Raw genomic sequence first — 13,638 nt, 5'->3', positions numbered from 1 at the left:
TCGCCGGCTGTGCTGCGGCTGCGATGCCAGGCAACGGTTGACGGGCGCGGGTGGGCGCGGTATTTCCGGCGGTCCGGCCACCATTGACACACCGTGAGCCTCTGTCGAATGATGAGGCTTGCCCGGGTGATCCAACAAGGCCACGACCACCACGTCCCGCCGTGCGGCCCTTCTGCTCATGCCACCGTTCCGCTTCACCACGGAAATCCTTCCCTCCCGGCTTCACCGCAGCCGGCGCCGGAGCGTCGGCCGGTCGACCGCCGATCTGCCCGCTCCCGCGCCCCTCCCCCACTGTTCGGCCGCCCGGCCCCTCACCCCTTGGCCGGGCCGTCCGCACCGACGCAGAAGGGACACCCTTGTCGGCGACACGTACACCCCAAGGCGCCACTCCCGGCGGTCAACACTCCGGCTCACCAGCCCCGTTGTCCTTCGGACAGCAGCGCCTTTGGGCCATGGCTCAGGCGGACGGAGGCGGGACCGCGTACAACGAGGCGATGGCCTTCCGCTTGCGGGGGCCGCTGGACCGGGCGCTGCTCGCCCGGGCCCTGGATCTGGTGGTGGCCCGGCACGAGACGCTGCGGACCCGGTTCGTCGACGTGGACGGGGAGGCCCACCAGGAGACCGCTCCGCCGGAGGCCGGGTTCGCGCTGACGGTGGAGGACCTGAGCGGGTCCCCCGATGTGGCCGCCCGGCTGGCCGAACGGCAGCGGGCGGAAGGCGAGATCCCGCTCGATCTACGGAACGGCCCACCGGCCCGCGGACAGCTGCTCGTCCTCAGCCCGTCGGAGCATGTGCTGCTGGTGACCGTGCATCACTCGGTCTTCGACGGCACCTCCATGGCGATCCTGCTGAGGGAACTGGGCGCCCTCTACGGCGCGTTGATGCACGGCGATCCGGACCCGCTGCCCGAGCTGCCCGTCCGTTTCACCGACCACGCGCGCAGGCAGCGCGCCTGGGCCGAGAGCGAGGAGGCCGCCGCGCAGGCCGCCTTCTGGCAGGAGAATTTGCTCGGCGCACCGGCGCTGACGACTCCGCCGGCGGACCGGCCGCGGCCGCGGGAGCAGCACCACGAGGGGGGCAGGGTCGCGGTCCGCCTCGGGCCCGAGCTGATCGCGCCCCTGCGGGCCCTCGCCCACCGGGAGGACACCACCCTCTTCACTGCCGTGCTCACCGGCTGGCACATCCTGCTGTCCCGGCTCACCGCGGAGACCGACATCGTTGTCGGCATTCCAGTGGCGGGCCGCGGCACCGAGACCGCCGACCTGATCGGCTTCTTCGTCAACTCCCTCGCCATCAGGGCCGATCTGTCCGGCGACCCGACGGGGACCGAGGCGCTCCGCAGGCTCCGCACGGCGGTTCAGGGAGGGCGCGCGCACCAGGAGCTGCCGTTCGAACAGGTGGTGCAGGCAGTCAACCCGCGGCGCAGCACCTCCCACACCCCGCTGTTCCAGACGATGCTGGCCTGGGGTCCGGCGCGGCAGAATCCGCTGGAGTTGGCAGGTCTGGAGACCGAGCCGCTCGATCCGCCCTGCCCGCCCGCCAAGTTCGACCTCGCGCTGTTCCTGAACCGGGAGGGCGACGGCCTGGTCGGCCATCTGGACTACGCGCGGGCCCTGTTCGACCACGGGACGGTCCGGCGGTTCGTCCGCTACCTGGAACGGGTGCTGGCCCAGCTCGCGGAGAGTCCGGAGCGTGCCGTCAGCGCGCTGTCGCTGCTCGACGAGGAGGAGCGCGGCGCGCTGCTGGCGCAGGGCAGGGGGCGGGTGACCCCGGCTCCCGCGACCGGACTCGTGGAGCGCTTCGAGGAGCAGGTGCGGGTTCGGCCGGACGCCACCGCCGTGGTCAGCGAGGATGCGCGGCTGGACTACGCCGGGCTCGACCGGCGGGCCAACCGGCTCGCCCACGCCCTGCTCGCCCGCGGTATCGGTCCCGGCCAGGTGGTCGGTCTGCACTGCGGACGCACGGCGGAGCTGATGGTGGGGATCTGGGGGGTTCTGAAGGCGGGCGCGGCCTACCTCCCGCTCGACCCCGGCCAGCCCGCGGGCCGACTCGCCTCCATCGTCGAGGAGGCCCGCCCCGCGCTGATCCTCGGCGACGTGCCCGATCCGCCGGGCCCCTGGCTGTCGTTGACGGCCGTGGAGGCCGAGGGCGCGTCGCAGGAACGGCCGGGCCGCGGAAGCGTCCCGGCCCAACTGGCCTACGTGATCTACACGTCGGGCTCGACCGGCCGCCCCAAGGGCGTCGCCGCCACCCACGGCAATGTGGTCAATCTCCTCGACAACTGGCTTTTCCACTACGGCGCCACGCCCGGGGAGGCGTCCTCGGCCTGGGCGAGCACGGGCTTCGACGCTTCCGTGCACGAGCTGTTCCTGCCGCTCACCACCGGCGCCGCGCTTCATCTCGTGCCGGACGCCCTGCGCGGCGACCCGGCGGCGCTGCTCTCCTGGATGCGCGAGCACGCGATCGTGCACGCCTGGCTGCCTGCCTCCTACATCACCTGGATCGACGAGGACCCGAAGACCCGGCTGCACGGTCTGCGGCTGCGCCAACTGGCCACGGGTGCGGAGCCGTTGCCGGAGACGGCGCTGCACCGGATGCGGGAGGCCCTGCCGGGGCTGCGGATCGCCTACGTCTACGGGCCGACCGAGACCACGGTCTACAGCGTCACGCACAACGACCCGCAGGCGGTGGAGCGGTCGTGCCCCATCGGCCGCCCCGTGGACAACACCCGGATCTACCTGGTCGACGGGCGGTTCGAGCCGGTGCCGCCCGGCGTCGCGGGCGAGGTCCTGATCGGTGGCGCGGGGGTGACGGCCGGGTATCTGAACCGGCCCGACCTGACCGAGGAGCGTTTCCTGCCCGACCCGTTCCTGCCCGGGGAGACCGTCTACCGCACCGGCGACCTGGCTCGCTGGCTGGGGGACGGCGACATCGAGTTCCTGGGCCGGACCGACGACCAGGTGAAGCTGCGCGGGTTCCGGATCGAGCCTGGGGAAGTCGCCGCGGCGATAAAGGAGTTGCCCGGTGTGGTCGAGGCGGTGGTCCTCGCCGACAGTGACGAGTCGGGCGAGCTGCGGCTGGTCGCCGGAGTCGGCTGCGGCGACGGGCAGGCGCCGTCGGCCGACGGATGGCGTACGGCGCTGTCCGGGCGGCTGCCGGACTACATGATTCCCGCGCTGTTCGCCGTCTTCGACCGGCTGCCGCTGAACCGCAGCGGGAAGCTGGACCGCCGGTCGGTCCTCGACCGGGCCCGCGCGTCCAGGACCGACCAGGTCAACACCCTGGCTCCGCGAGACCGGGTGGAGATGGCACTGCACCGGATCTGGCGGCGGGTCCTTGTGCACCCCGGGTTCGGGATCGGGGACGACTTCTTCACGGTCGGCGGCACATCCCTGTCGGCGATCAAGGTGGCGCACCTGATCCAGGAGGAGTTCGGGACCGCCCTGCCGATCCGCGAGATACTCCAGCACCCGACCATCGAGCGTCTCGCCGCCCGGCTGCGGACCCGCGCGCCGGCACGGCCGGACGACGGTCTTGTGGAGTTCCGCGCGGGCCGCGGCGGACAGCGCCTGGTGTGCGTGCATCCGGCCGGCGGTACCGCCTTCTGCTATCTGCCGCTGGCCACGGCGCTCCCGGAGGAGATCGGGGTGCAGGGCATCCAGGCTCCGGGGCTCGCCCCGGGGGAGAGCCCGCTGCTGTCCGTGGAGGCCATGGCCGAGCGCTATCTGAGTCTGGTGCGGCCAGAACCCGGCGAGGCTCTGGTGCTGTGTGGGCTGAGCTACGGCGGCCTGGTCGCGCACGAGATGGGGCGGCGCCTTGCGGAGACGGGGCACAGCCGGGTGGCCGCGGTTCTGCTCGACACCTACGGCACGGACGACGCGGAGCTGCGCGCCGCCCTCGCGCCGGTGGACCGTGCGGAGTTCCGGGACAAGCTCGTCCGGTTCAACGGAATGTACCCGGGCATCGACGATGCGCAGATCGAACGGTACTTCCAGGTCTACAACCACAACCGCGCGGCCGCCCGGGAGTACGACCCGGGGCCGTCCCGCGCCCCGCTGGTGTTCGTCCAGGCAGCGGAGCAGGAGTCCGGCGACGCCGGGGCGGGTGAGGCGGTCCGCGGCTTCTGGCGGGACCGGGCACTGGGCGGCTTCGCCGTCGAGCAGACAGCGGGCGGCCACTGGGACGTGCTGGAGGGCGACGGGGTTCCGCACATCGCCGAACTGATCACCCGGCAGCTGGCGGCGCTGTCCCGCCCGGCGGCCGATACCGATACGACCACCCCGCGCGAGGTCTGATGCCTTCGACCACTCTTTCCGGCGGCCTGGCCCGGGCCGTGTACGAGCAGTCCCGCCGCAGCCCACGGGCGCCGGCAGTCAGCGACAGCGAGGTGACGCTCGACTACGCCGGTCTCGACGCGCGGGCCGCGAGCGTCGCGACCGCGCTCCGGGATCACGGAGTGCGGCCCGGGGACGCGGTCTGCGTCGGGGTGCCCCGCTCCTGGCAGTTGGTCTGCGTGATGCTGGGCGTGCTGCGGCTGGGGGCCTGCGTCGTTCCGGTGGATCTGGCGAGTCCACCGGTCCGGCGCGACCGCATGCTGACCGACTCCGGCGCCGGGGTGTTCATCCACGGCGGGGACCGGCCGCGGGAACTGCCCGCGGGGGTGCGGCCGCTGTTCGCGGAGGAGCTGCTCGCCTCCGGAGGCAAGACGCAGGACGTGCCCGAGCCACCAGTGACCGCTCCCGCCGTCTCCTTCCTCTTCTACACCTCGGGGACCAGCGGCCGTCCCAAGGGCGTGGAGGTCCGGGACGCGGGCATCCTGCGGCTGGCCCGGTCCGGCCTGCTCGTTCCGCGGCCGGGCGCCCGCTTCGGGTGTCTGGCGAACCCCGCGTTCGACGCGCTCAGCTTCGAGGTGTGGGTGCCGCTGCTGACCGGCGGCTGCTGCGTGATCCTCGGCGACGAGGAGGTCCAGACACCGGAGCGGCTGGCTGAGGTCCTGGTGCGCCGCCGGGTCGACGCCGCCTTCGTCACCACGGCGCTCTTCCACGCGGTCGTCGACACCGTGCCGGACTGCTTCTCCGGGCTCGAGCGGCTGTTCGTCGGCGGGGAGGCGCTCAACGCCCGGCTGGTGCGCCGCTGGTACCGGGACAACCCCGGCAGCCGCACCCAACTGCACAACATCTACGGGCCCACCGAGTCCACCACGTTCGCGCTGTGCCATCCGATACCGCGGGACTTCGACGCACCGGTGGTGCCGATCGGAGGCCCGCTGGCGGAGAACGGGACCGCGCTGGTGGTGCCGGACAGCACCCGGCCCGCGGCGGCCGGTGAGGTGGCCGAACTCCTGCTGTCCGGCGCCGGACTCGCCGCCGGATACCGCAACCTGCCGGAGGAGACCGCGCGCCGCTTCGTGACCCTCCCTGGGAACGACGGCGCTTGTGTCCGGCACTACCGCACCGGTGATCTGGTGCGCCGGGACGAGCACGGCGACCTCGTGTACGTCGGGCGTGCCGACCGCCAGGTGAAGATCCGCGGCTTCCGGGTGGAGCCCGGAGAGCTGGAGCAGCACATTACGGAACACCCGGCCGTACGGCAGGCGTTCGTGTGTACCCGGCGCTCCGGCGAGAGCGGTCCGCAGGAGCTCCTGTGCTACCTCGTGGTGGACGACGGGCTGTCCTGGGAGGAGTTCGACCGCCACCTGGCCGCGGGGCTCCCGGCCTCTCTGCGGCCACACCATCTGTACCGGGTGGCGGCACTCCCGCTGAACGCCAACGGCAAGGTGGACCGGGCCGCGCTGCTTGCCCGCACGGACCCGCCGTGGCGGCCGGCCTCCGACAGCACCGAGGCGGTAGGCGGTGTGCGGGGCGAGGTCCTGGAGCTGGCGGGCGCCGTGCTGGGCGTTCCGGATCCGGGAGCGGGTGACCGGTGGATCGCCTGCGGCGGAGACTCGCTCAAGGCCCTCCGGCTGCGCTTCGAGATCCGCCGCCGCTTCGGGCGCGAACTTCCGCAGAGCCTGGTGCTGCACGGCACGCTCGGTGACGTCGCCGAGGCGGTCGCGGCGGCGGACCCGGGGCAGGCGGACGCGGCGGGCCCTCCCCCGGTCACGGTGGCCGGTGCCCGCTCGGCCCCCGCGACGAGCGAGCAGCAGCGGCTGTGGCTGCTCCAGCAGCGGTCCCCGCGCTCGCGGGCGTACGACGTGCTCTTCGCCTTCCGTGTCGAGGGCGCCGTCGATCCGTGCGCGCTGCGGCGGGCGCTGGCCGGTCTTGTCGTCCGTCATCCGGCGTTGCGCACGGGGTTCGAGGCGACGGCGGACGGGCTGCGGCAGACCGTGGGGGAACCGTACGACCCGTGGACGGACCCTCCGGACGCCTGGGTCGCGCGGGAGCCGCAGGAGGTGCACGAGGCCTTTCGCGCCGAGCCGTTCGAGCTGGACAGGCCGCGGATGCTGCGCGCGTGCTGGCTCCCCGCGTCGGACGGGCGGCAAGAGCCCGAGGGCCAGGAAGGGGGCACGCTGCTGCTCCATCTGCACCACATCGCCGTCGACGGCTGGTCGACCAATGTGCTGTTGCGGGATCTGTCGGCCGGGTACGCCGCCGCGCTCGACGGGCGGGACGACACAGCGACGCAGCCGTCCGCCGCACCCACGCCTCTCGACTTCGCCGTCTGGCAGAGCAGTTGGCACTCCGGCCCTGGCTACGCGGCGCAGCGCGACGCGCTGCTGGCCCACTACGCCGCGCTCGGCGAGGACCCCGAACCGCTCCCGCCTGCCTACGGGGACGATCCGGCGTCCCCCTCCCCCGCCGGGCCCTCGCCCGCCACCCTGCTGCGTACATCCGTGGACCCCGCGGCCCGTACGGCACTCGACCGGCTGTGCGGCGAACTCGGCCTGACCCGCTTCCAGGTGCTGCTGGCGGTCTACTCCTGGGCGCTGTACGGGGTGACCGGCCGGACCCGGCCGCGGATCGCGGCGCCGGTCGCGGGGCGGCCGGTGCGGGAGTTCGAGGACAGCGTCGGCATGTTCGCCAACACCCTCCTGCTCCCGGTGACCGTGGCCCCGCGCGAGGATCTCCGGCAGCAGGTGCTGCGGCTGGGCGGGGAGGTCCGGCAGACCATGGAACAGCAGGACGTGGCGCTCGCCGATGTCCTGCGGGAGCGGACCGCGGCGAAGGGCGGCCGGCCGCCCTTCGACTTCCTGTTCGTGCTGGAGAACACGGACTTCGACGCGCTCTCCCTTCCTGGCTGCGCCTCCCGGCCGCTGTGGCCGGTACCGGCCGAGGCGAAGTGCCCCGTGACCCTCTCTGTGGTGCAGCGCCCTGACGGCCTGGAGTGCCTGTGGGAGTTTGCGGCCGAGCACCTCGACGAGGACCGGGCCAAGGCCCTTACGGGGCTCTTCCACCAGGCGCTCGCCGCCCTCACGGAAGACGGCGGCGGCACCCCGGCCGATCTGGTCGCCCCCTACCGCGCCCGCTGGGCCCGGCCGGGCGGCGACCCACCGGCCGTCCCCTCCTGGACGACCGTGGCCGAGGGATTCGCCCGGCAGGTGGCGCTGACCCCATCGGCGCCCGCTGTGGTGTCCGGCGGCGGGACGCTGGACTACGCCGCGCTCGATGCCCACGCCGCCGCGCTGGCGGCGGAACTGCGGGAGACCTACGCACTGCCGGACGGCCAACAGCCCTGCCACATAGCGCTGTTCCTCGAACCGTCCACCGAGCACGTGGTGGCGCTGCTCGCCCTCGCGCGGCTCAACGTCACCGCCGTACCGCTCGATCCCTCCTACCCGGCCGCGCTGCTGCGGCAGGTCCTGGAGCTGACCGATCCAGTCTGCGTGCTGCTGCCGCCGGGTGACCGGCCGGAGTTCGACGCGGTCGATCCGGGCGGAACCGCGCGGCACCCGGTGATCCTCTCGGATGCGGCTGTCCCGCCGCAGCCCGCGCATCAGGGGGCGCGGCCGCTCTACACCCTCTTCACCTCGGGTTCCACCGGAACACCCAAGGGGGTAAGAGTCTTCGACCGCACCCTGTGCAATCTCCTGTGCTGGCAGGCCGAGTCGGACGGTCCGGGTGCCCCGGCCGCCACCCAGCAGTTCTCCATGCTGTCGTTCGACGTGTCCTTCCAGGAGATCTTCGGCACTCTGTGCACCGGCGGCAGACTGCACCTGCTGCAACCCGCCTTGCGGCACGAGATGCCCGCACTGCTCGACCAGTTGGAGTCCGCCGGCATCGAGCGGCTGTACCTGCCCTATGTGGCGCTGCGGATGCTGGCCGAGCACGCCGTGCACCTGGGCCGCTACCCCGCCCGCCTCCGTGAGGTGATCACCGCGGGCGAGCAGCTGGTGTGCACCGACGCCGTGCGCCGGTGGTTCGCCGGGCTGCCGGAAGCCCGGCTGTTCAACCACTACGGCCCCACCGAGACCCACGTCGTGAGCAGCCTGTGCCTGGAGGGCGATCCTGCGCGGTGGCCGGACCGCCCCGCCATCGGCCGCCCGATCGGAGGCGCACTGCTGCGCGTCGTCGACGAGGCAGGGCTGCCGGTGCCGCCCGGCCAGGCCGGGGAGCTGCTGATCGGCGGCGTCATCGACACGCCCTGCTATCTGGACGACCCGCCGCTGAACCGGGAGCGGTTCACCGAACTGCCGGGCGAGGGACTGTTCCACCGCAGCGGCGACCTGGCCAGGTTCGACCGGGCCGGGCTGCTGCACTGGCTGGGCCGTGCGGACGAGCAGATCAAGCTGAGCGGTCACCGACTGGAGCCGGGCCAGGTCGAGGAGGCACTGCTGCGGCATCCCGCGGTCGCCGCAGCCGCGGTGGCGCTCGACGGTTCGGCGCTGGTCGCGTGCTTGGAAAGCCGGGGTACGGCGCCCGGTTCCGCGGCGCTGCGGGAGCATCTGGCGGGGCTGCTGCCCGCGCACGCCCGGGTGGACCGCTTCCGGCTGCTGACCCGACTGCCGCGTACGCCGAGCGGGAAGACGGACCGGCGGGCCGCGCTGCGCGCCCCGGGCACGGAACTGGGCGGCGGCCTGTCCGCCGCCCCGCCGCCCGCCGGGCGCGAGGCAGCGCTCGCCGCGCTGTTCACCGAGGTCACCGGCGCTTCCATCGGCCGGGACCAGACGTACTTCGCCGCGGGTGCCTCCAGCCTCGACCTGATGCGGTTCCACCTGCGCTGCACGACCGAACTCGGCCTGCGCTTCACCGTCGCCGACCTGTTCGAGCAGGTCACCGTCCGGGAGCTGGCCCGGTTCCTGGAGGATGTGCAGCCGGCCACTGCTCCCGACGGCTCCCCCGCCTCAGAGGCCGTGGAAGCCGTGGAAGCCGTAGATGCCGTCGAGGCCATCGCGGCCGGGGATCCGGTGGCGGTCATCGGGATGGCCGTGCGTACGGCGGGCGCTCCGGATCTGGCCGCCTTCTGGGACCTGGTGGTCACCGGGCGCAGCGGCATCGAGCACTTCGAGGCGGCGGATGGCCTGGTGGGGGCCAGGAGCCAGCCGGCCGGTCTGCTCGCCTTCGACCCGGAGCGGTTCGGCATCAGCCGCCGGGAGGCCCGGCTGATGGACCCCCAGCAGCGGCAGTTGCTGATGACGTGCGTCGAGGCGCTCGCCCACGCCGGGATCAGCGATCCCGCCGCCGTGCGGGCCGGGCTGGTGGCGGGAGCCGGGGAGAACACCTACTTCCAGGCCATGCTGCGCGAAGGCGACACCGCTCAGCTCCCGGACGGCTTCCAACTGGCCCTCCACCACGACAAGGACTTCCTCGCCACCAAGGCGGCCTATCACCTGGGGCTCACCGGCCCGGTCCTCACCGCCCAGACGGCGTGCTCCAGTTCGCTCGTGGCCGTGCACCTCGCGGCGGGCCTGCTGCGGCAGGGGGATGCCGGGGTGATGCTCGCGGGCGGTGTGCTCGTCGACACCGGAATGTCCGAGGGCTACCGCTACCGCCCGCAGCACATCTTCTCCGCCGACGGCCACTGCCGGCCCTTCAGCGACGACGCCGGCGGCACGGTCGGAGGCAGCGGCTCCGGAGTGGTCGTCCTCAAGCCGCTGAGCCGGGCACGGGAGGACGGTGACACGGTTTACGCGGTGATCAGCGGCTCGGCCGTGAACAACGACGGTGCGGCGAAGCTCAGTTACAGCGCCCCCTCGCTCGCCGGGCAGCGCGAGGTGATCCGCACCGCGCTGCGCCGCAGCGGCCGCCGCGGCTCCGACATCGGCTACGTGGAGGCACACGGCACCGGCACCCGGCTCGGCGATCCGGTGGAGGCGGGAGCCCTGCGCCAGGCGCTCGACGTCGCGGACACGGACCGCCTCGTCCTTTCCTCGGTCAAGAGCCAGATCGGCCATCTCGGCGCGGCAGCAGGCGTGGTGGGCCTCATCCGGGCGGTCCTCTCCGTCCACCACGGCGTCATCCCGCCGACGCCCGGTTTCCGGGCGCTCAATCCGGAGATCGGCCCCGGTCCGGCGGCGTTCCACGTTCCCGCCGAGTCCGCTCCCTGGCCCGAGGGCAGGGAGCGGGTGGCCGCTGTGAGCAGCTTCGGCATCGGCGGCACGAACGCGCATCTGGTGCTGGAGGCCGCCGACCGGGCGCCAGCGCCCGCTGCCGACGATCCGGTCCCGCTGCTCGTGCTCTCCGCCCCCGACGCGGAGGCGCTGCGCGCGGACGCGGCTCGTATCGCCGGCTTCCTGGAGCGCCGCCCCGACGCCTTCGGCCAAGTGCTGCGGCACCTCCAGGCCGGACGGCCGCAGGCCGGGCTGCGGATCGCCGGGGTGTGCCACGATCCGGCTTCCGCCGCCACTTGGCTGCGGTCCGCCAACCGCACCCCGGCCGACACGACGGGCTCGGCGGGGGCCGCCCAACCGGCCACGCGGGCGGCGGACCAACCCGCTTCCGCGCTCGCCGAGCTATGGCTGGCGGGCGGCACTCTCCTGTGGCCGGACGGTCCCGCGCAGGCTCCCTGGGACTTCCCGCCGCCCGCGTTCCACCTCGACGACTACGACTTCCCGCGCGCGGCTCCGGCGACCGCGGAGCACGCCCCCTCGGGACTTGCGCCGGAGCCCGCGCTCTCGGGACCCGTGCCCTCCCGGGCCGCCCCGGCATCCGAGGCACCGGAGGCCACCGGGGCGCCCGGTGTGCCCGCGCGCCGTCCGGAGCAGGAGTGGTTGCACCAGCCGCAGTGGGTCCGGCTGCGGAGCGCGGGACCGCCCCGCACCGCGACCCCACGGGTGCTGGTCGTCGTCGCCGAGGGGCCGCCCGATCCCGCCGTGCTGGAGGCCTTCCGCACGACGCACCGGCGCGTGATGTGGGTCGGCGCCGCCGAGGGCTACGCCCGGCTCGGGACCGACCTCTTCGCGGCGGACCCGGCCGATCCGGACCAGTTGGAGCGGGTGCTCGACGCCCTGGAGGAGGACGGCGCCGGCGGTATCGACTGGCTGCACACGCTGCCGCTGGGGATCGACGGGCCGGTCGGCACCAAGGCCCTCGACCGGGCGGTGTGGGCCTGTCTGGACACGCCCGCCGCGCTGGTCCGCGCGGTCGCTGGCCGCTCCCTGGCCGCACGGCTGCGGCCATGCTGGCTGTCCTGCGGAAGCCGGCCGGTGCACGGCACGGTCGAGCGGCCCGAGGCGGCCCTGCTCGCCGGCGTCACCGAGGTCGCTCCCCAAGAGGGTGCGCCGCCGGGCCACTGGGTGGACGTCCCGGGCCCGCACGCCTGGGCAACGCCGCTCGCCGCCCTGCTGTCCGAGGAACCGGACGAAGCGGAACCGCTGCCTCGGCAGTTGGCGCTGCGTCAGGGGCACTGGTGGGAATCGGTCACCCTGCCGGTGCGGGCCGCCGCCGACCCGCGGGTGCCTGCCGTGCTGGAGGACGGTGACCATCTGGTGCTCGGCGGCACCGGCGGCCTGGGTACCGCCGTCGCGGGCTGGCTCCTTGAGCACACCAAGGGCCGTGTCCTGCTGCTGGCCCGGAGTCCGAAGCTGCCCGAGGCGCTCGCCCGCTGGGCGGATCGGGTGGAGACGATCGAGGCCGATCTCGCGGCCGAGACCCCGAGGCGGATCGCGGACCGTATCGCCTCCCGCACCGCACGGCCGGTCTCGCTGGTGCACGCGGCGGGCGTCGCCGCCGGCGGGCTGATCGCCCGGCGCGACACCACGCCAGTGCCCGCCGCCCTCGCCGCGAAGCTCCGGGGGGCGCTGCTGATGGAGCTCCTCATCGAGCGGTACCGGCCCGCTCTCGCCCTGTACTGCTCCTCCATGTCCGCCGGTCTTGGCGGAGTGGGTCAGTTCGACTACGCGGCCGCCAACGCGGTGCTCGGCGCCTTCGCCCACCACGCCCCCGGGGAGGAGAGCGGCACCGCGCGGGTCGCCGTCGACTGGGATGTGTGGCGGGAGACCGGCATGGCGGTCCGCGCGCTGCCCACCGACCCCCGGCACCGGGCGCATCTTCAGGTGGGCCTCACCGTCGCGGAGGGACAGCGGGTCCTCGCCCGCGCCCTGGACCTGCGGCTGCCGCATCTGCTGGTGTCCACCACCGACCTGGCGGACTCGCGAGTCTTCTACACCGGAGCCGGTACTTCCCCCTCCCCCGCGGCCGAGGCGGCCGACGCGAGCGCGGACGTCCCTGGTCTGCTGACCGAACGGCTGTCCTCCTGGCTGGGTGTGGAACACCTCGACCCGGACCAGTCGCTGTACGACCTGGGGGCGGACTCCCTCACGCTGCTCAATCTGATCGAAACGGTCGACGAGCACTTCGGCGTCGAACTCGACCTCGCCTCCCTGAGCCACCGGGTGAGCCTGACGGAGGTCGTGACACGGCTGGACGAGGCGCGGAGCGCGGACCCCGGACAGCGGCAGGACCCGCGGACCGTGCCCCTGGAGGTGTGGCAGCGAGGAGCGGGGCGCGATGTGGTGTGCCTGGTGCATCCGGTCGGCGGCGACATCCAGTCCTACCGGTCCCTGGCCTCCGCGCTCAGCCCCGGTACGACCGTCGCCCTGATCGCCGACCCAGGGCTGCGGCAGCCGGACGCGCCCCGGTGGACACTCGCCGAGCGCGCCCACCGGTACGCCGAGGCGCTGCGGGCCCGCTTCCCCGACACCGAGTGGCGGTGGCACCTGGCGGGGTGGTCCTTCGGCGCCTGGGTGGCGGCGGAAATGGCCGCTTGGGCCGAGGCGGCCGAAAGTCCGGCCCGGTCCCTGCACCTCCTTGACCCGCCGCCTCCCGGCAGCGGTGCCGTCTTCCAGGCGTACGACGAGACCCAGTTGAAGACGGTGTTCGAGGCGGAAATCGGCCTCGGCGGCGAGAGTGCCCGCTCCTCGGAGCAGGCCGCAGGCTACGCAGACCGCCTCGCCCGCTGCTGCCGGGACAACCTGCGCAGCATGGCCGGACACCAGGTCTCACCGCTCACGGCGACCGCGACCCGGCTGTGGCTCGCGGAGCAGTCCACCGAAGGTCTCCCCTCGCTCGGCACCCCGCGCGAACAGCTCATGCGCTGGAGGACTTTCCTGCCGAAGACGGCGGAAGCGGAGGTGCTCCCGACGACGCACTACGGCGCGGTGCGGTCACCGCACATCGAGGCCGTGGCGGACGCGATCAACGCGGCGGCCGACGGACCGCCACCGGAGAACTGAGCCGCCGGACCCGCACAACCGCCGAACCG

2 protein-coding genes are annotated in these 13,638 nt (G+C 73.7%); both read left to right on the top strand.

The window, feature by feature from the left end:
* Nucleotides 1–452: 452 nt before the first annotated feature.
* On the top strand, nt 453–4,295 hold the full coding sequence (locus ACWFRJ_RS03785; RefSeq protein ID WP_453524565.1) for a non-ribosomal peptide synthetase: 3,843 nt from the start codon (nt 453–455) through the stop codon (nt 4,293–4,295).
* Nucleotides 4,295–13,609: an amino acid adenylation domain-containing protein gene (locus ACWFRJ_RS03780; protein WP_453524564.1), complete on the top strand. Its 9,315-nt coding sequence runs from the start codon at nt 4,295–4,297 to the stop codon at nt 13,607–13,609. The genes ACWFRJ_RS03785 and ACWFRJ_RS03780 overlap by 1 nt, the downstream gene beginning before the upstream one ends.
* The last annotated feature ends 29 nt before the right edge of the window (nt 13,610–13,638 follow it).

The organism is Streptomyces sp. NPDC055239, from assembly GCF_053606205.1.
The sequence above is the reverse complement of the archived record's forward strand: the minus strand, read 5'-3'. Positions and strand labels throughout refer to the sequence as shown.

Bases quoted from the DNA above. Each gene is read 5' to 3' on its own strand.
- ACWFRJ_RS03785 (WP_453524565.1), top strand. From the start codon at position 453: ATGGCTCAGGCGGACGGAGGCGGGACCGCGTACAACGAGGCGATGGCC.
- ACWFRJ_RS03780 (WP_453524564.1), top strand. From the start codon at position 4,295: ATGCCTTCGACCACTCTTTCCGGCGGCCTGGCCCGGGCCGTGTACGAG.